The sequence below is a fragment of the Baaleninema sp. genome (assembly GCF_049974805.1).
In the GTDB taxonomy this organism is placed as follows: Bacteria; Cyanobacteriota; Cyanobacteriia; order Cyanobacteriales; family Geitlerinemataceae; genus Baaleninema.
Map to the genome: position 1 here is coordinate 39,800 of NZ_JBNGCO010000009.1, position 19,124 is coordinate 58,923.

At 52.7% G+C, this 19,124-nt stretch carries 14 protein-coding genes; 6 read left to right on the forward strand and 8 right to left on the reverse strand.

Going from position 1 to position 19,124, the window contains the following annotated elements:
• Nucleotides 1-179 precede the first annotated feature (179 nt).
• The 3 genes from ACP5D4_RS03445 to ACP5D4_RS03455 all read left to right on the forward strand — a co-directional run bounded on the left by ACP5D4_RS03445 (nt 180) and on the right by ACP5D4_RS03455 (nt 5,767).
• Entirely contained in the window at nt 180-719 is a 540-nt protein-coding gene (locus ACP5D4_RS03445) for a PadR family transcriptional regulator (RefSeq protein WP_428010229.1), read from the forward strand.
• A 266-nt stretch (nt 720-985) separates the two neighbouring features.
• Entirely contained in the window at nt 986-2,536 is a 1,551-nt protein-coding gene (locus tag ACP5D4_RS03450; protein WP_428010230.1) for an efflux RND transporter periplasmic adaptor subunit, read from the forward strand.
• A 135-nt stretch (nt 2,537-2,671) separates the two neighbouring features.
• Nucleotides 2,672-5,767 (forward strand): efflux RND transporter permease subunit, encoded by a 3,096-nt coding sequence (locus ACP5D4_RS03455; RefSeq protein ID WP_428010231.1) that lies wholly within the window; start codon nt 2,672-2,674, stop codon nt 5,765-5,767.
• 81 nt (nt 5,768-5,848) lie between these two features.
• Here the strand turns inward: ACP5D4_RS03455 and ACP5D4_RS03460 are convergent, their stop codons facing one another.
• The 5 genes from ACP5D4_RS03460 to ACP5D4_RS03480 all read right to left on the reverse strand — a co-directional run bounded on the left by ACP5D4_RS03460 (nt 5,849) and on the right by ACP5D4_RS03480 (nt 12,453).
• Nucleotides 5,849-8,104 (reverse strand): transglutaminase family protein, encoded by a 2,256-nt coding sequence (locus ACP5D4_RS03460; RefSeq protein ID WP_428010232.1) that lies wholly within the window; start codon nt 8,102-8,104, stop codon nt 5,849-5,851.
• A gap of 9 nt (nt 8,105-8,113) precedes the next feature.
• Nucleotides 8,114-8,686 (reverse strand): zinc ribbon domain-containing protein, encoded by a 573-nt coding sequence (locus ACP5D4_RS03465; protein WP_428010233.1) that lies wholly within the window; start codon nt 8,684-8,686, stop codon nt 8,114-8,116.
• A gap of 538 nt (nt 8,687-9,224) precedes the next feature.
• Nucleotides 9,225-10,481, reverse strand: coding sequence for a homocitrate synthase (gene lysS / locus ACP5D4_RS03470; RefSeq protein ID WP_428010234.1), 1,257 nt, complete (start codon nt 10,479-10,481; stop codon nt 9,225-9,227).
• 293 nt (nt 10,482-10,774) lie between these two features.
• Entirely contained in the window at nt 10,775-11,005 is a 231-nt protein-coding gene (locus tag ACP5D4_RS03475) for a methyltransferase domain-containing protein (RefSeq protein WP_428010235.1), read from the reverse strand.
• A gap of 497 nt (nt 11,006-11,502) precedes the next feature.
• Nucleotides 11,503-12,453, reverse strand: coding sequence for a TIGR01212 family radical SAM protein (locus ACP5D4_RS03480; protein WP_428010236.1), 951 nt, complete (start codon nt 12,451-12,453; stop codon nt 11,503-11,505).
• Nucleotides 12,454-12,577: 124 nt separating this feature from the next.
• Here ACP5D4_RS03480 and acsF point away from each other — a divergent pair, with 124 nt between their 5' ends.
• Nucleotides 12,578-13,654 carry a magnesium-protoporphyrin IX monomethyl ester (oxidative) cyclase gene (gene acsF, locus ACP5D4_RS03485; RefSeq protein WP_428010237.1) on the forward strand — a complete coding sequence of 359 codons (1,077 nt, stop codon included), beginning with the start codon at nt 12,578-12,580 and terminating at the stop codon, nt 13,652-13,654.
• A gap of 447 nt (nt 13,655-14,101) precedes the next feature.
• Here the strand turns inward: acsF and ACP5D4_RS03490 are convergent, their stop codons facing one another.
• On the reverse strand, nt 14,102-14,317 hold the full coding sequence (locus ACP5D4_RS03490) for a hypothetical protein (RefSeq protein ID WP_428010252.1): 216 nt from the start codon (nt 14,315-14,317) through the stop codon (nt 14,102-14,104).
• Nucleotides 14,317-16,164, reverse strand: a complete 1,848-nt coding sequence (locus ACP5D4_RS03495; RefSeq protein WP_428010238.1) for a S8 family peptidase — start codon at nt 16,162-16,164, stop codon at nt 14,317-14,319. The genes ACP5D4_RS03490 and ACP5D4_RS03495 overlap by 1 nt, the downstream gene beginning before the upstream one ends.
• Before the next feature lie 188 nt (nt 16,165-16,352).
• Between ACP5D4_RS03495 and ACP5D4_RS03500 the strand changes: the two genes are divergently transcribed.
• Together ACP5D4_RS03500 and ACP5D4_RS03505 are read left to right on the forward strand one after the other, a co-directional pair.
• A complete protein-coding gene (locus tag ACP5D4_RS03500) occupies nt 16,353-16,757 on the forward strand; it encodes a hypothetical protein (RefSeq protein ID WP_428010253.1) in 405 nt (134 codons plus the stop codon).
• Nucleotides 16,758-17,153: 396 nt separating this feature from the next.
• On the forward strand, nt 17,154-17,603 hold the full coding sequence (locus ACP5D4_RS03505; protein ID WP_428010239.1) for a late competence development ComFB family protein: 450 nt from the start codon (nt 17,154-17,156) through the stop codon (nt 17,601-17,603).
• Nucleotides 17,604-17,671: 68 nt separating this feature from the next.
• Here the strand turns inward: ACP5D4_RS03505 and ACP5D4_RS03510 are convergent, their stop codons facing one another.
• The gene (locus ACP5D4_RS03510; protein ID WP_428010240.1) at nt 17,672-18,916 is read right to left on the reverse strand and encodes a DUF445 domain-containing protein; all 1,245 of its coding nucleotides are present in this window, start codon (nt 18,914-18,916) and stop codon (nt 17,672-17,674) included.
• Nucleotides 18,917-19,124: the final 208 nt, after the last annotated feature.

Sequence of the window (19,124 nt, forward strand, 5' to 3'; positions counted from 1 at the left end):
CTGTTCTGAATCAGGAATACATATTTTGTGTATTTTGTCAATACCAAATCTCGAAAACTTTTCTACACCACTGAGCCGAAACCTCTCAAGGGTCAATCATCAATGGTCAACTGAGGGGGTTTCTTTTTTGGAAAATGCCGCTATACTATATTTAATATTGATATATCAGTTTGATATATATGCTCGAACTCTCAGCTCTGGGACTCCTACAACGGGAACCGCTGCACGGCTATCGCCTGAAGCAGCAGCTAGAGCTGTTTATGAGCAGTTGTATCAGCGTCAACTACGGGGCGATTTACCCGTTATTGCACCGTCTCGAAGAGCGGGGCTATATTCACACCCTGACTGAAGAAGCGGGCGATGCGGGAACCCCGCGCAAAATCTACGCGATTACTGAGAAAGGGCGCGATCGATGGCGGGAACAAATGCTCGCACAGCCTCAAGACAGTTGGGTGAAGATCCGGGCGCGTTTTATGGTGAAGTTCGTCTTTTTCGGCGATATCGAGCCAGAAATCCGCGTCAAACTCATTCAACATCGCTTAAATGCCTGTCAGATGCGCCGCGAATACGTCGATACCCAGGCATCACCCGGCGATCGCTATGCTCAAGCTGCCCTAGACCGACATCTGGCAATGCTCGATCGAGAAGTCACATGGCTCAAACAACAGCTTGCCCAGGAATCTACTCGAGAGGTCTCAAAATTAAAGTCTTCTGCTTAAACCCAATGGGTTGAGTTTGGGTCTAAATTGAACGATCGCTCGGCGATCGCCAATTTGAAACTGGCCGTGCTGTCGGGCTGTTTTTTTTAATATTTTAAGAGGCTATGTTTTTATTCAAATATTTAGCCTCGAGCTGTATCCGAATCGACTATGCTACAAATTGTAGTATAGCAAGTTATTGAGTGGGTCGCCTCAGTGCGGTTCCTGTTAGTCGAGATGTAAATCTGTCTTAAACTTGTCCGTCCACGATCGAAGGTGCGATAGAGATGTCTACCCAATTTCCCGAACCTACAATTTCGACCGAAGATCGATCGTCGAATACCTCTTCCCCCGAAGAGTCCTCCTCGAGTCCGTTCGATCGCGATCCCTCCCCCAAACCGCCGCGCTGGGGGCTTATTGTTATCGCGATCGTGATTCTGGCCGGAGGCGGCGGCTATTTCGGTTGGCAGTGGTGGCAGTCGCGCCAAAGCGGACAAAGCGAACAAGCCTCCGGTCCGCGTCCGGCGCCTGTGGAACTGGACACCGTAGAAACTGCCAGCGTCGAAGATTCCTCCGAATTCGTGGGAACCCTAGAAGCGCAACAAACGGCGACGCTGCGGGCAGAAACCGACGGAGAAATCGTAGAAATTTACGTGCGTCCGGGGGATACCGTGGGACAGGGGGAAATCCTGGCGCAACTGGATTCCCGTTCCGTAGAAGCGGACATCGCCCAAAACCAAGCGGACGTGCGCCGCGCCCAAGCGGAACTGGCGGAGTTGCAAGCGGGAACCCGAGAAGAGCAAATCGCCCAAGCCCGCGCCCGGTTGCGACAAGCCGAAGCCGACTTGCGAAATGCCCAGTCTGGCGCGTCTCCGGCGGAAATTGCCCAGGCTCGATCGCGCCTCGAATCCGCCCGCGCCACGGCGAACCTGGCCAGCGATCGACTCGATCGATACCGCCTCTTGGAATCCCGAGGCGCGGTGTCTACAGACGAACTGGACCAACGACAAGAAGATTACCAGACGGCCATGGCGTCCCTGCGAGAAGCCCAGGACGCCCTAGAAGAGTTACAAGCCGGACAGGATGTCGATATCGATCGACTCTCGGCGTTAGTAGAACAGCGGCGTCAAGAGTTGCGAGAACTGGAAAACGGGGCGCGTATCGAAGAGATCGATCGCGCGAGAGCGGACGTTGAAATGGCGCAAGCCGACTTAGAAGCGGCGCGAGTGCGCTTGCAAGATACCGCCGTAATCGCCCCCTTCACCGGAACCATCGGCGACATTCCCGTGAAAGTGGGAGATTACCTCAATCGCGGTGATGTCTTCGCCACCCTCACCCAAAACCAAACCATGGAATTGCGCTTGTCGATTCCCCTCGAACGAAGCGACGAGTTGCGGTTGGGGCTTCCGGTGGAAGTATTCGACGCGGCGGGAAGTTCCACGCCGTTAGCCCTCGGACGAGTCAGCTTCATCTCGCCGCAAGTGAACCAAGACTCTCAGACGGTGTTGGTGAAAGTCACCTTTGAGAACACAGACGGAAAACTGCGCGATCGCCAGTTCGTGCGGGCGCGAGTCATTTGGCGCGAACGGCCGGGAACCGTCGTCATTCCCACCACCGCCATTGTTTTCCAAGGACAGCGCCGTTTCGTCTTCGTGGCGCAAGGAAGCGGCGAAAACCTCACCGCCAAACGCCAACCCGTCGAACTGGGGATTTCCCAAGGCGATCGCACCGAAGTTATCGAAGGCGTCCAACCGGGCGATCGTATCATCGTTTCAGGACTGCAAAAACTCGCCGACGGTCGCCCGATTATGCCCGTCGGTGGGGAGATGGGGAGATGACGAAGTGAGGTAGCGTGACGCGGCTAGGAAAGGATGTCGAAGTCCGGTTAATAGACTGTTACCGCGTCACGCACTCCCAGCCTTACATATCATATAAATCGTAATTTGTCAATATAATACAAAAAAATTACGCCGATGTTCTCTAACTTTTTTATTAAAAGACCGGTTTTCGCATCGGTGTGTTCGTTGCTGATCGTCCTGGTGGGATTGGTGGGATACGGTCGCCTTCCCGTTCAGGAATACCCCAGCATCGATCCGCCCGTGGTCAACGTCACCGCCGTCTATCCCGGTGCGAACCCTCGCGTCGTGGAAACCGAAGTCACCGAAATTCTCGAAGCCGAAATTAACGGCGTCGAAGGGATTAAAACCCTCACCTCCGAAAGCCGCGAAGGGGTCAGTTCCATCACCGTACAGTTCGACCTCGGCGAAGACGTAGACGTAGGCGCCCAGGAAGTGCGAAGCCGCGTTTCGCAAGCAGTGGGAGAACTTCCCAACGAAGTAGAATCTCCCATCATTCGCCAACAGTCCGGGGACGCTTCCCCCATCGTCTGGTTCGGACTCTACGGAAAAGAAGAAGGCGTCACGACCCTGGAATTGAGCGATTACGCCGATCGATTCCTCGTAGACGCCCTCGAAAGCGTCGATGGCGTCAGTAGCGTCATCATCGGCGGCGAACGGCGCTACGCCATGCGACTGTGGATCGACCCGCAACGGCTGGCCGCGCGGAATTTGACGATTTTAGACCTAGAAAACGCCCTGCGGCGGGAAAACGTGGAAATTCCCAGCGGACGCATCGAAGGAGAAAGGTCTGAGTTCTCCGTGCGGACTTTGGGACGGTTGCAAACGCCGCCACAGTACGAAGAACTGGTTATCGCCACCAATCCCGACGGGACGCAAGTGCGGTTTAAAGACATCGGACGGGCGGAAATCGGCGCCGAAGACGATCGATCGTTCGTGCGCTTTAACGGTCGTCCCGCTGTAGGGTTAGGAGTCGTGAAACTCTCGGCGGCCAACACCTTGGACGTGGCGGCCGGGGTACGCGACAAGATGGAACAGTTGCGATCGCAATTTCCCCCCGGTATCGATTACGAAGTGGCCGTCGATAACTCAGAATTCGTGGAACTGGCCATCGAAGAAGTGTGGACTTCCCTGTATATCGCCGTATTCCTGGTGATTCTGGTCATCTTCTTCTTCCTGCGAGATTGGCGGGCGACCATCGTTCCAGCGGTGACGATTCCCGTCTCATTGATTGGCGCCTTTGGCGTCATGTTCTTTCTCGACTATTCGGTGAATACCCTGACGCTGTTTGCGTTGACCCTGGCGACGGGGTTGGTGGTGGACGATACCATCGTGGTTTTAGAAAACATCGTCCGCTACGTGGAAGAGGAAGACATGAAACCCTACCACGCGGCGACCCACGGTTTAAAAGAAGTGGTCTTCGCCGTCATCGCCACGACGGTGGTGTTGGTGGCGGTATTCCTCCCGGTGGGATTCGCCACGGGAACCACCGGACGCCTGTTTACCGAGTTCGCCTTGACCCTGGCCGGGTCGGTGGTGATTTCCTCCTTCGTGGCGTTGACCCTGGCGCCGTCTCTCTCAGCGCGAATTCTCAAACATGACAGCCGACTTCACGGTTGGATTTTCGATAAAGTCGAAGATTTCCTCGAGGGAACGGCGAATTTTTACGCCCGCACTCTGCGCTGGGTGTTGTCCGTGAAAGGATTGGTCGTTATTGGCTTTTTCCTGTCGATGGCGTTAGTGGCGGTGTTGTTTTCCCAGCTTCCCAAGGAATTTCTCCCCACAGAAGACCGGGGACGGATTTTAACCTTTGTCAACGCACCGCAAGGGGTGACGATCGACTACACTGACGAGGTCATGCGTCAAGTCGAAGCGGTCTACGAAAACACCCCAGAAGTGAAATATTACTTCAGCGTCGGGGCGTTCGGTCGTGGGGCGCCGGGACAGGTGAACCAGGGGATTACCTTCGTGCGGTTGCAGCCTTGGGACGAACGAACTGAACCGCAACAGTCCCAACAGGCGCTCATCGGTCAGTTTTTCGGTAAATTCGCCGGAATTACCGGGGCGTTAGTGTTTCCCATCAACCCGCCGTCTCTTCCGGGGGTGGGATTCGGTCAACAGGTGCAGTTTGTGTTACAGGGAAGCGACCTCGAGGAGTTAGCGCGGGTGTCGGGGGACTTGGCGCAACAGGCGAACCAGCTTCCGGAGTTGGTGAACGCCGATACGACGTTGAAGCTGACGCAACCGGAACTAACCATCGAGATCGATCGAAAAAAAGCCGCAGAATTGGGAATTTCCGCCCGAGATATCTCCAGTACAATGCAAATTCTCCTCGGGAGTCAGGAAATTACCAACTTCAACCGAGGAAACCGCCGTTACGAGGTGGTGGTTCAAGCGGAAGACCGATTCCGCATGAGTCCCGAGGATATTAACGAACTCTACATTCGCACCCAAGACGGGGCGCTGGTTCCTTTGGGGAACGTCGTCACCATCAACACCACCACGACGCCGCCGCAAATCGAACATTACCAGCGGTTTCGATCGGCGACGATCGAGGCCAGTCCCGCCCCCGGATACAGTCTGGGTCAGGCGTTAGAGGCGTTGCAGGGGTTGGCTGAGGAAGTGGTTCCCGACAGCGTGACTACGGCGTTGGCGGGTCAGTCCTTGGAATTCGCTGAAGCGGGGGAAGCCACCTCGTTTATTTTCGCCTTGGCGTTGGCGTTTATTTTCTTGGTGTTGGCGGCGCAGTTCGAGAGTTATCTCGATCCGATCGTGGTGTTGTTGGCGGTTCCGCTGTCGCTTCTCGGGGCGTTCGGCGCGTTGCGCTTAGCTGGATTAGACCTCAATATTTACAGTCAAATTGGGGTCATTATGCTGATTGGTTTGGCGACGAAAAACTCGATTTTAATTGTGGAGTTTGCTAACCAAAAACGAGAGGCGGGGCTGTCGATTTCTCGTGCGGTGTTGGAAGCGGGTAAGATTCGCTTTCGTCCGATTTTGATGACGGCATTCTCGACGATTTTCGGGTTGTTGCCCTTGGCGTTGGCTTCCGGTGCGGGGGCAGCCAGTCGGGTCTCGATCGGGATGTCCGTGGTGGGCGGAATGTTTGTTTCGACGCTGTTAAGTTTGTATGTGGTTCCGGTGTTTTATGTGATTGCTAATGCGGCTCAAAAACGCTTGGTGAAATCGCTTCATTTGACGCCGGAAATGTAAGTTTAAGTGAAGTTTTGAAATTTGGGAATTTGTCTCAATTCTCCCCCTTTTTCGGGTGACAGAAGAAGGGGTTTTTCTTGTTCAAATTCCCACCCGCCGCAAATCCAAAGTGAGGGGAAATTCCTTCTCTGGTAACGGTTCGATCGCCTCAACGGGGTAGGGGGGCGATTGTTGTAAAACGAACCGTTCGCGGCGGCGCGATCGAGCCTCTTCGGCATTTTTCGGAAACTCCTCGTCCGACGATCGATCCGGCGGCGTCACATAATAGGTACAAGCCGCGATCGCTCTTCGGCTTTCCAACTCCACCACGGTAAAACTCAACGGCGCGTGGGGTGCGATCGCCGGATGAGAAAGGGTTTCGTAACTTCTAGCGCGAAACCGCACCCCCGCCACCAACTCGCCGGGTTTTCCCGACAACCCTAACGGAACCCGATAACCGTTACAGACGACGGCGTAGCGCCTCAGTAAATCTCCATCGCCAGACAGCTTCACCTGAACCCGTTCCATCGTATCGTCCACGTATCGCGCCGTTCCCGATTTCGACATCTCCTCCCCCAGAACGTTCCAGGGTTCGATGGCGTGGCGCAATTCCAGCGTTACCCCCTCCCGGGAAACGACGCCGTATGGCGGAAAGCGAAACTCGAAAAACGGCGCGAACCCGTCGAATTCAAAAGTATATCCGGCGTCGTTCAAGTCTTCGAGAACCGCCCGAAAATCCAATTCCAAATAGTGGGGCAACATGAAGCGATCGTGTAACGCCGTTCCCCAGCGCGTCAGGGGTTCGCGGTAGGGAGTTTCCCAAAACCAGGCGACGAACGCCCGCACGAGTAACAGTTGCAACAACCGCAGTTGCGGCGTGGGAGGCATGGCGATCGATCTCAACTCCAGCAATCCCAACTGTTGGCGGGGATTGTCTACCGGAAACAGCTTATCGATACAAAAGGCGCTGCGGTGGGTGTTTCCCGTCACGTCAATGAGGAGGTTTCGCAGCAGGCGATCGATCGCCCAGGGGGATAAATTTCGATCCCGTTCCAAACGCGCAAAGGCAATTTCCAATTCGTACAAACTCTCGTGTCGCGCCTCGTCAACCCGGGGCGATTGGCTGGTAGGACCGACGAATTTCCCCGAAAATAAATAGGAGAGACTGGGATGATTTTGCCAGTAGCTAATCAGACTCCGCAGCAAATCCGGGCGACGTAACAGGGGGCTTTGTTGCGTCGTCTCGGCGCCGAGGGTAATGTGGGCGCCGCCTCCGGTACTCACCCGCCTCCCGTCGCGATCGAACTTTTCCGTTCCCAACCCACATCGCCACGCCTCTTCGTACAAAATCGCCGTGTGATCGACCAATTCCCGCCAAGACGCCGCCGGGTGAACGTTGGCTTCGATGACACCGGGATCGGGAGTGATGCAAAATCCCTCAATTCGGGAATTTCCCGGCGGCGGATAGCCTTCGATGGCGACTTTGAACCCCGTTGCGGCGGCGGTGGCTTCGATCGATTCCAACAAATGCAGAAAACACGCCGCCCCCGTCAACGGCGGTATAAAAATATAAAGCGTTCCCTGGCGCACTTCCACCCCAAGGGCGATGCGAATGCTGTTATCCGCCACTTCGATGGGCGTTTTGGCGACGGTGACTGTTTCCCCCAGGGGAAGAATCGCTTCTTGGAGGAGTTTTTTCGCTTCGGGGAGGTTCTGCAACGGCAACCGCAACCCCAAGGGCGAGTTTCCTTCCAACAACGTCAGTTTGGGGTGAGGAAACTGCCAGCGACAGGAACACCAAGAGACACCCGAACCCCGACACAGGGGCAACAGGGGCAAAACGTATCCGGCAATGTCCGAGGAATCGGGATTGTAAGCGGGACGAATACAGGTTTGAGAAACCCCCAGATGTCGGACGAGGGCATCGACAAATCGCGTCGCGGCGTCCATGTCGTACCCGTCTGATTTGCCGTCTTCGGAAAGCAAAGTTCGATCGCGCCATATGGGAACGCCATCTTCTCGCCAATAGTAGCCCAACGCCCAGCGAGGATACTGTTCGCCGGGATAGAGTTTTCCCAAACCGTAGTGCAGCAGTCCCCCCGGCTTATCAAAGCGCAGGGCGAGGCGTTGCAACAACTGTCCGGCGAGGCGGCGTTTGTCCTCTCCCAGCGCCTCCGTGCGCCACTGAAGCGACTCTCTATCGGTCCGCGAGACGAAGGTGGGTTCTCCCCCCACCGTCAACCCCACGCCGAGGCGTTGCAGTTGGGTTTCAACGAACGTTCCCAGGCGATCGATCTCCGGATTTAGCCAAGACGCGATCGCCTCGGCGTTCAACTCCTTCTCAGGTGACGTACCCACCACGACGCACTAACTCAGGCGATTGCCGCAACTTCCACAGAATCGATCGCCCGCTTGCACGGGGGCGCCGCACTGACTGCAAAACCGCCGCTGGCTGCCCGTTTGACCGCCCGTTTGACCGCCCATCGACGGCGGCGAACCCATTTTCATTTCCATGTTCCCCATCCGCATTTCCATGGGATTGGCGTTCATTTCCATATCGCCCATTTTCATCGGTTGCATGGGCTGCATGGGCTGCATCGGTTCCATCGGTTTCATCGGTTCCATCGACGGTTCAGAGGCAGCGGGCATTTCATCGACTTCGTTGAGGGGAATCCGTTCCGGTTGTGCCGCCGTTTGGCTTTGCATTTGCTGCCCCTGAATTTGAATCGTGCGATCGCCCCGTTCGGTGCGGACTTGCAAAACCACCCCGTCCGGCGTGCGGTACATCATCGGCGGCGAAGTCCAAGCCCCCGTGTCGAAACCGCTACTCGACTGCTGTTGTTGTCCCGCACCGCTGCTGACGGTGGTGACGACGGTTTGCGTGCCTCGGTTGTCGAGATAAACCCTTTGGTTGCTGCCGAGTTCGCATACGTAAGCCATAGTCTTTAACCTTGACCGTTAACTCGATAGGCATAATTTTTATATCGTTATTTTAGGCTAAAAGCTCGGTTAATTCTCAGTTTTTTAAGATTAATATCAGATTTTCTCGCAAAATGTTATGGTTCGATGATAAACCCGATTCTATTCGGTTGAAGACTTTTTTCCTCAAAGGTTGTACCCCAGCCAAAGCTTTTTTGACTCCCTAGGATCTGGTTCTCAAGGGGAGACGATTTCAAGGGAGCTAGAGGCGAGTTAGAGAAACGTGAAAGCCAGTTCAGCTAACGGTTAAAATCCGTCGCTTACGGGTATGCCAAGATGCGATGAGGTTGGGGTGAGAGTTTTTCGCCAAAATCGAAGGATATTTCTCTATTTTTCGGCTATAGCAGTCCCCAAGGCGTCGTCAAAAATTAAAACACCCGAAAAAATCTGATTCCCTGTTCTCGATTCCCGGGTTGTCCCGATTTTGTGTACAACTGATTTGGGGTTGCTATGGGATTTGCGGACATCGATAAGTTCGATCGAACCCCAACCCAATCCATTAAGATTGAGAAAACTCCACCAGAATTCGATCGATCCCTTCAAGGGAAATCTGACGAGTATAGGCTAAATCTTTGATTTTTTGAGTCGCGACAACGAGTTTATCGGGAGACAAATTTAAGCCAAGCTGATGACAGCGATGGGATATGGCGTATTTTCCCGTCAAGGGATGGTCGATTAACATCGTGCGTTCCAAGCCGAAATCTTCCGGGGCGATAATTTCGTAAGTCCGAGAATTCTTCAAAACTGCTTTCGTGTGAATTCCCGCTTTGTGACTAAAAGAAGCCGAGCCAACGATACATCGATCGAACGGAATTTCGACTCCCACTTTATCGGCGACCAACTTACAGATTGAACCGAGAGATCCCAAAGCATATTTACGCTCGATCGCCTCGGGATTGAGGACGTACAATCGAGCAACAAGTCCCTCTAACGGTGTAATCCCATTCCGTTCGCCAATACCTAAAACCGTCGTATTAATATGAGTCGCACCCGCTTCTAGGGCAGTATAACTGTTAGCAATGGCGCATCCCGTATCGTTATGGCCGTGAAATTCGATATCTTTCTGAGTGGTTTGTCGCAGAATTTTGACCAACTCAAAAACCTGACTCGGCGTCGCAATTCCCACCGTATCAGCAATCCCAAATCGATCGACCAGTCCCAATCGATCGATTTCCAAATAAACCCGGAGTAAATCCGACAAGGAACTACGAAACGAGTCCTCAGTCGAAAAACGCAGTTCAATACGAGGATTCGCTTGTCGAATAAACCCAAGTACTTTAGATGCAATTTCGATAATTTCTTCGATGCTTTTTCCGTGACTAAAGTATCGCAATAAATCGGAAGTTCCGATAACAATATTAATTCCATCAACTCCCGTATCTACCGCCACTTTAGCATCTTCCAAATTACAGCGAATATGGGTTAAAACCTTCGACTTTAACCCCAATTCAGCAATCTGGTGACAGTCCTTCCTAGAATAAATCGAAACCCTGGGAGAAGTCAGTTCGATATATTCAACACCAAAACTGTCTAGAGCTTTGGCGATTTCAACTTTATCGGAACTGGAAAAACGAGCTTTGCAAAATTGCTCGCCTTCTCTGAGGGTTGTTTCAACAATCGAAAAGTCGTGAAGTGACATGGCATTTGTGGGGTTCGTGTCCGAAGTTAAATCGAACGGTAACGGCTGACTCATACAGATAAAAAACCGTTCGATATCGAATGCAAATTTGACCCGATCGAACGCAATATTTTTCATAAAAAGCATCTAACTCTTGCCCTAGAGTTTGACGCTCTGGGTCGCGATTAGTAAAATAGGATATAGAAGTACTCAAGTCGATTATACGGGGATAATTTAAGCAGTACTGAAAATAAAAACAAACTCCATCGATATCATTGAATATAGAGTAATTTTTTATATATCCAGGGATACACCGGAAATTCTCGCCCCAAATTCCGATAATTTTGCCGTAAAATGGACTAACCCCATCGGTTCGATCGTGAGAGGTCCAAATCACCGTCAACCCTCCTTTCGGTTTTAAAATATCCTGACTAAAAACCCGTGACAATATCCACCGAAGCATTGGGTAAATTCGTATCTTCAGCAGTAGCTTGCTGGAGTTGAATTAGCAGGTGAATCTGAAAATTAGCCGCCATAGTCCGATTCGGTTCCACAGCCATGACATCGAGACGCCGTTCCGCCATTAAATTCGCACCAATCCCCGTTCCCGAAGCCAGATCGGCGAGGTTATGGGTTGAGGATTTCAGGTTTCGTGAAATCAAATCGATCGATTCCTGAGGATAGCCCGGTCGATAGCTAGAATAACTGACGAGACAGAATCCGGATTTCAGATCGCCTGTGAAGATTGTCTCGATCTCCGCATTTCATAACAACGCCGCCACGGAATTTCCAGCAGGATTCCCAAACACTCGATCGGATTTAAGATGAAATCTCAAAAGGGTCAACCCCAGGTTCTACGGGCTGAGTCCCTGATGAAACTTCGACAAAAACCTTAATTTACCAATTTTTTTAGGTCAATCCATTGTAGTATAAACCCCTAAAAACAGATTCGATCGACCTTAAACCTTAAGTTTTTATAAATCCAACAGATAAATAAAAGATAAATCTAATGAATTCATCAATTACTACAAAAATAAAAAAAAGTATCTCCAAAAGCAGTTTTCAGCCCTAGAGTGTGTTACGCGGCCGAAAAATGTAGCTGAACTCAGCTTGATAGATTTTTTCCACGTAACGCACCATTTACTCTAACCGATCGCTCTCAATTCTCAACTATCTCCTCATGCCTTCCAACCAACGCGCCGGGATGACTGTTGCGGGATTGAAACTCCCGTTCGATCGACTGTAAAACCTGAGATTTCGTCACCTCCCAATGGGGCGCAATCAGCGTATCTCCCAACGTATCCCCCATAAACCGCTGTATCACCGTATTTTCAGGAAGCCGTTCCAACGTATCGCACACCAGCGAAACATAAGCCTCCGGCGTCAGCGTCTCCACCCGTCCCGCATTGTATTCCCAAGCGAGTACCGTTCCCTTCACAATATGGAGATGGTGCAGCTTAATCCCAAACGTAGGTACATCCACCTGCATTATCAACTCTCCCAACCGCTGCGCCGTTTCCCGCATCATCGTCGGCGTTTCCCCGGGAAGTCCCAAAATCAGGTGAACGCACAAATTAATCCCCCGTCCCGACAGGCGACGCACCGCATCTTCAAACTGCGCCCAGGTGTGACCGCGATTGATGCGATTTAACGTACCGTCGTGACTGCTTTCGAGTCCCAATTCCAGCCAGAGATGAGTCTTTCGAGCGTACCCTTGTAGCAAATCGAGAACCTCATCGGGAACGCAATCAGGACGAGTGGCGATATCCAACCCCACCACCCCCTCAACGCTGAGGGCTTCCTCATACAGACTTTGCAACACCGCCACCGGGGCGTAAGTATTGCTGAAAGACTGAAAATACGCCAAAAACGCATCAGTATTGTGGCGACTCTGACGGACTCGATCGATCCCCCCTTCCACCTGTTCCCGTACCGACTGGAAACGGTAAGCAGTTCCCTCACTGAAACTGCAGTTGTTGCAGAACGTACAGCCCCGTTTCGCCACCGTTCCGTCCCGGTTGGGACAAGTGAACCCCGCATCGATAGAGATTTTGCGAACCGGCTTCCCAAACGTCTGTTTGAGGTATTTTCCAAAGCTGTACAGCGTCATTTAGCGTCCCCTCCCATGAAGCATTGTTACAATTTTAGCCTTCCCCTCTAGCCGAAACCGGGTCAGCCGTTATAACTTAATATAACCATGTTGCGATTAACAAAACGGATAGTAACGAACGGATATGACGAACACGGCGATTAAACCCCAGATCGAAGAACTCAAGCCCGGTGTCAAAGCCCCAGCCAAAGAAACCCTGCTCACGCCGCGCTTTTACATCACCGACTTCGACGCGGTAGCGGAGATGGATTTATCTCTCCAAGAAACCGAACTTCAAACCATGTTGGACGAGATGCGGGCGGACTACAACCGCAATCACTTCGTCCGAGACCAAGAGTTCGAGCAATCCTGGGACCACATCGACGAAGAAACGCGCCTGGCCTTTATCGACTTCCTCGAGCGGTCTTGCACCTCCGAATTTTCCGGTTTCCTGCTGTTTAAAGAACTCTCTCGCAAGCTAAAAAACCGCAATCCGCTTCTCTCGGAAATGTTCCACCTGATGGCGCGGGACGAAGCACGTCACGCCGGATTCCTCAACAAGGCGATGGCGGACTTCAACATCTCCCTAGACTTAGGATATCTCACCAAGAACCGGAGCTACACCTTCTTCAAACCGGAATTCATCATTTACGCCGTGTATCTCTCCGAAAAAATCGGATACTGGCGTTATATCACCGTGTTCAACCACCTGGAGAAACACCCCGAACATCGGTTCTATCCGCTGTTCAAGAAATTCGATAGCTGGTGTCAGGACGAAAACCGCCACGGCGACATTTTCAAAGCCTTGTTGCGCTCTCAAGAGCCGATGTGGAAGAGTTTAAAAGGTCGTCTGTGGGCGCGGTTCTTCCTACTGTCAGTGTTCTTCACCCATACGTTAACGGTGTTGGAACGGGCAGATTTCTATCAATCCTTGGGTATCGATCCCGTGGAATACGATAAAGAAGTGATTCGCCAAACCAACAACACCTCCGCACGGGCGTTTCCCCAAATTCTCAACGTCGAACATCCTCAGTTCTTCAAGCGCCTGCACCAGTCTGCGGAACGCAATAAGAAACTGAAGGAAATTGAGGAAAGCAACAGTCCGAAATTCGTGAAATCGCTGCGGAAGTTGCCGTTGATGGCGGGAATGTTTGCGGACTTCGTGAGTCTGTATTTGATTAAACCCATCGACGCTGAAGCGACGCGGGGACAAGTTTGTTAGGACGAGTTGTTTGAGGGAGAATTGGCTATTTTCCTGTATTGCGATCGCATCACGTTCTAGCAAGTTTTAGCCATTTAAACTAGCAAGTTGAAGTTTTGAGACGTGGAAGACGTACCGTTCGGTACGTCTTTTTTTTAGGGTTCACTACAGAAGACATAAATTTTTGGGGTCTTCGGAGATTATGGTGTAATTTTTAAATTAGAATACAAAATTTGGGTAGAGGCGAACGGCAACCAGGTATTAAATATGCTTATAACCTCAAACTACGAAGACCCCAAAAAACACACATAGGACTTACGCAAAAACCGGGTTTCGTGACCCAAGTGCGTAACTCCTGAGGGGAACGAAAAACCGGGTTTCTTGACCGACAACTGCATCACTCCAGCCAAGGAAAAACTCCCCGCCCAAAGACGGAGAGTCCCGTATTGCAAACAAGAGGAAGAGAAGTTATCGCTTCTCGAACGACTGAACTTCCAAAACCGGCCCGATCGCGGCAAGCGTCATCACATCGTCGCGTACCGAACCGTTAACCTCTACCTTCAGGCCGTCTTCCAGTAATTCCGGGGGCGCACCTTGGTAAATTTCGTAAGTCGTGCCGTCCTCTGCCTCGATCGACCAGGTGCCAGTACCCATCGCAACCCGTTTGACCGTTCCCGTTACCATCATGATGTCACCCCTCCGGGTTTAACCGCTAAACGCGCCAGCGCAACACAGGCGAGGGCGTTCGCAGCCAAGAAGCCGCGAGCCACCCAACCGCTACCGAGCCACACCAACGCCGGATCGACAGCAGCACTCACCGCCAAACAACTGGCCACGCCCAGTGTAGAACCGATGGCGAACCATTTCCAATCGCGATGTCCCAGCAGCAGAACGATTAACCCAGCCGGAACCAACACGCTGGCAAAAATGGGGTTGAGGGCGGCGTTCCCTTGAATCGCCGTTCCCAACTCCGGTAACGAACTCCCCATGACCCGCAGCGGCCATTGGGGCAAATCGAAAACGTACAGACTCCGCAACAGGAAGACGCCGGAACTGCCCATCACCAACCCCGTCGCCAGGTTCCAGTTCCAACGGAAGGGGAAATAATTCCGCAGGAACCACGCCAGGAGATAAGAACCCACGACCATCGCAATTTTCGGTAACAGGGCGATGGTGCCGCCGTCAATCCAGAAGCGGGGGTTCAAATAGCCGTTGTCTCGCAGCCAGCGGAAGAAGTCCCGAAACGTCAGTTGACCGTTCACCGCCAGTTCCACGGCGGATTTGGCATCGAGTTGTCCTGCGCCAAAATGGTTCAGGGTGTCGTCTTCGACCGGACGGGCGGATTCTTTGAGAATGCGAACCACGTCTTCGTTACGGTCTACGCCGGCCGCTTTAACTAACGCCGCGACGCCCGCCACGTGGGGGGATGCCATGCTCGTCCCTTGGAAGGCGGCGAAGACGGGCGTACCATTTTGGGGGTCGATGGTATGTTGCAGGATACCGCCGGATTCGCCGTTTTTCGTGTTCCCGCCGGGGGCGGAAAGATCGACGCCTGCGCCGAAGTTGGAATAGGGGGCTTTGTCGCCGGAGGCGTCTACGGCAGAAACGCCCACGACATGGGGATAGCGGGCGGGATATCCGGCGGAGTTTTGGTTGGCGTTTCCGGCGGCGGCCACGATGACCGCACCTTTGTTATAGGCGTAGTCGATCGCTTCTTGCATGAGTTGGCTTTCGCCGTTTCCGCCCAAGCTGAGGTTGATGACATCTGCGCCGTTGTCGGCGGCGAATTTGATGGCTTCGGCGATGTCGCTGACGGTGCCGCCGCCTTGGGCGCTGAGGACTTTCAGGGGCATCAGTTTGGCGCTGTAGGCGATACCGGCGACGCCGAAGTTGTTGTTGGTGGATTGGGCGATGGTGCCGGCGACGTGGGTTCCGTGGCCGTTGTCGTCGTCGGCTTGTTGTCGATCGTTGACGAAGTCGTAGCCGGGAACCAGTTCTGTGGTTTCGAGGTCGGGAACTTTCGTGATTCCGGTATCGATGACGGCGACGGTGACGTGGGTGCCGTCGCTGTCGAGCCACGCCCCTTCGATGTTAATGGCTTGTAGGTTCCACTGTTTGCTGTAGAAGGGATCGTTGGGGCGGTTGGGGGAGAGGGCGTTAGTCTCGCCGGGGGGGGAAGTGGAACAACCGCTGTCTCGGTACAGTTCGGGGGCGGGTAAGCCGTAGATGTAGTTGGGTTCGATGGATTCGACGAATTTACCGAATTCTTTTTTGAGTTGGCGTAGCGTCTCGCGATCGCCTTCGACGATATAGACGCTATCGGCGCGGGAAAATTCGCTGTTGAGACGCGGTTCGAGGTGGTATTGGTTGCGAATCGCGTTGAGTTGCTGTTCGACTTGGGCGGGGGGAATATCTTCTCGAAAATCGAGAACGATCGAGTCGTAAGTCCCTTGGGTGGCGAGTCCTTTGAAGGTAAACAACGCCCATCCCAAGCCGAGGAAAAATAGAAAGGTCAGTAAAAGCTTTTTCATAATGCTGTCGTCCTGTGGTGGAGCGCGACGGTTTGGGTTTGTTCCACGATAGCGCATGGCTGACGGGCGATCGACTGGGAGGATAAACTGGAAGAGATAGAGAGTTATTGAAGAAACTCCTCGATCGAGAGCCAAACGGCGCCATCGTCGCACAGATTTCGATCGCTGAGTTACGGGACGCAGAGATTATGGAACGGGGTTTGATTTGGTTGCCGCTGTTGGCCTTGTTTTTCGGTTTAGCCTGGGCGGGTTGGAACGAATTTCAGAAGGTGGAGGCCTATCGAACTTGGGCGGAAGGATTCGAGCGAGCCAAGTACGATATTTTGGCGGTTTTGGGTCAAAAAGACCATCAAATCACCTGGGGCAAGGCCACTCGTCGGGGCATGGTGGATTTACAGACGTTTTCGTTGCGAGATGTCAAAGAGATTCGCTTACTTGTCAACGGAGAAGTTATCGATGAGGAGAATTTACCCCGTAAAGGTAAATCCATCGCCATCGAGTTTATATTTCCCGAGTGGCAACCGTCGGTCAACGTGCCGTTTACTGACGTGGAGTTAGCGGCGAAGTGGTGTCGAGTCTTGAGAGGGATTTAAAGAAGATTCAACCCCTGAAAACTGGAGGGGATCGCAGGCGATTGCCGATTGCGCGATACCTGGTTATCGCCCTTGATGCTTGCCTGAAAACATATAACTACCCCCAAGCTCTGGAAATTACAGCTCGATATTCTTAAGATTGAAGCCAAGACAAGCGTTCGGGTTTAGATTCCCTTAATTTTGGGGAATCCTTGGCGATCGCATTGAATCGAAATAAAGAGTAAACTCTCGGCGATCGAACGATCGTTTGCCAAGGGAACTTGTTGCAATTGATTCCCGTCAGAACAGAGTAAATATTTGCGATCGAGACGAAAAAATTCCTGAGTTGAAGCCTCACTGCGAACATCTCAGGTTTTGCTGGCGAATTCCGATTCAGCGTTCACGAAGAGGAAGATTATGACGACAACACCCTATCGCTGCGCCATCTACCGTAACGCGATGGAACCCCTTGCCATCGAGGAAGTCCAGCGACAACTCGGCGAACTTCCGCCAGAGGTGGCCCGATCGATCGATACCAGCGAGGCCATCGCCTACGCTCTCAATCGCTTACCGCCGTTATACGCCACCACCGTCGAAGGATGGACGTGGAATCAAGAGCGGGGACGAAACAGCCTCGGCGAACTCATTCAAATGGCAGTCAGTTGGGGCATTCGCGAAGCCCAGCGCAAGCGAAAACCCTTTGTAACGCCATTAGGGAAACCGGACGAATCGGAAACGGCTTTGCAAGCCCTGCAACATTTGCTCGGATGCCCCGATCTCGGTTGGCCTGAGATCGTTCCCATTCTCGAACAAAGACTCCACGATCGCCGGGTTAGACCTTCGTTCGATCGTCGCCGGGTGAGTTGATGGGATAATGGGATGGTGAGGTGGCGCAGACCCGAAGCGAGTCCGAACCTCTGAGCCACCAGGACTTCCTATAACCCAGAATTTTGGAAAAAGAGCAATCCCGACTGTAACAGACCGATAACAACCCCGAGAATCCCGCCGAGGTTGACGATCGCTTGCAGTTCGCTTTTCACGATGCCTTCGACCGCTTCTTCTAAATTTTCCGGAGAGGTGGCGTTGACACGATCGACAATCACGCGATCGATGGCCAAAATCGGAATCACTTTAGCAACGATTTTTTCAAGATCCTTTTCTAAATAGCGATCGAGTACCAATGCCAATTCTTGACCGATCAGTTCCAAAGACGAATTGACCACCCTTGAAGTTCGCAAGCGGTTAACAATCGCTTGCGCCGCGTGTTCGAAGTCCACCGAATCTCCCAAGCCGCGCAGTAAATCCGCCCCTTCCGTGCGGACGTATTTCCGCACGCTATCTCGCAGAGTTTTTCGCAGTTGGCGCACCGTCGAAACCGGGAGATTTTGCAGCGATAAATTTTGCAGCCATTCTTTCAACCGGGACTGCAAATCCAGGGATTCCATGACCTCCGCCAACTGTGCGTTAGCGTTTTCCTTCTCGTCGAGACAGTAGTTCCGCAGGCGAACCAGGCTATTTCGCAAGCCTAAAAAATGAGCCACAAACCAGTATGTTCCGCTACTTTTTTCGCGGAAGCTTTCATCGATAATAACAATATTGCGATCGGTTAAAAAATCCACAATCGCCAACCGTACCGAATTGGGAGACAGTGCCACCTGCATCAACCAATCCGCCAGTTGCGACGCCTGTTGGTCTGTCAATCGGAACTCTAACAGTACGTCGTCAAAAATCTTATCGACCTGTCGCACCAAAAAATCATCTCGCCGCGACCAAACCTTCAACAACCGAGGTAACGATTCCCCAAACAGATCGTGTAAAATCCCCGCCAGCAGGTGAGTGGTTTTGCGATCGCTATCGGGGGTGAGTTGTTCCCGGGCCAGATCGAGCAGCCACAGGATCGCCCCCCGTATCCGTTCGATGGACAACAGCCGCCGCGCCAACCCTTGCAGTTCCGTCGGCGTCAACAGCGATCCCATAATCGTATCCGCCACGCGCTTGGCGAGGCGTCCCTGATTGCGGGGAATCAACCCCGGCGTGAGGGGAACGCGATACTTGCCGATATAGTACGCCCGATAGGGGCGGAACAACATCTTGATGGCGAGATCGTTCGTGAAATAGCCGATGATTCCGCCTGCGATCGGGGGAACGAATAGAAACCAAAGATCAGAATTCAAGGTCAAAACGCAAAAAAGCAGCCTGCAAAGAAAGACGTTCGACGGTTCGGCGCCACTCTCGCCCCGGTGCGTCTCGAGGCGTACCCATCCTTAAAGCCTTGTCTCAGAGTAATCATTTTAACAATTTTGCGAGACAGTCCTCACCCTTGTCGGACGCGCTTCTTTCGATTAAAAAAAATGTAAAAAACTTCTCCCGCCGAACGGTCGATCCGCC

Bases quoted from the DNA above. Each gene is read 5' to 3' on its own strand.
- ACP5D4_RS03445 (WP_428010229.1), top strand. From the start codon at position 180: ATGCTCGAACTCTCAGCTCTGGGACTCCTACAACGGGAACCGCTGCAC.
- ACP5D4_RS03450 (WP_428010230.1), top strand. From the start codon at position 986: ATGTCTACCCAATTTCCCGAACCTACAATTTCGACCGAAGATCGATCG.
- ACP5D4_RS03455 (WP_428010231.1), top strand. From the start codon at position 2,672: ATGTTCTCTAACTTTTTTATTAAAAGACCGGTTTTCGCATCGGTGTGT.
- ACP5D4_RS03465 (WP_428010233.1), bottom strand. From the start codon at position 8,686: ATGGCTTACGTATGCGAACTCGGCAGCAACCAAAGGGTTTATCTCGAC.
- lysS (WP_428010234.1), bottom strand. From the start codon at position 10,481: ATGAAAAATATTGCGTTCGATCGGGTCAAATTTGCATTCGATATCGAA.
- ACP5D4_RS03480 (WP_428010236.1), bottom strand. From the start codon at position 12,453: ATGACGCTGTACAGCTTTGGAAAATACCTCAAACAGACGTTTGGGAAG.
- acsF (WP_428010237.1), top strand. From the start codon at position 12,578: ATGACGAACACGGCGATTAAACCCCAGATCGAAGAACTCAAGCCCGGT.
- ACP5D4_RS03490 (WP_428010252.1), bottom strand. From the start codon at position 14,317: ATGGTAACGGGAACGGTCAAACGGGTTGCGATGGGTACTGGCACCTGG.
- ACP5D4_RS03495 (WP_428010238.1), bottom strand. From the start codon at position 16,164: ATGAAAAAGCTTTTACTGACCTTTCTATTTTTCCTCGGCTTGGGATGG.
- ACP5D4_RS03500 (WP_428010253.1), top strand. From the start codon at position 16,353: ATGGAACGGGGTTTGATTTGGTTGCCGCTGTTGGCCTTGTTTTTCGGT.
- ACP5D4_RS03505 (WP_428010239.1), top strand. From the start codon at position 17,154: ATGACGACAACACCCTATCGCTGCGCCATCTACCGTAACGCGATGGAA.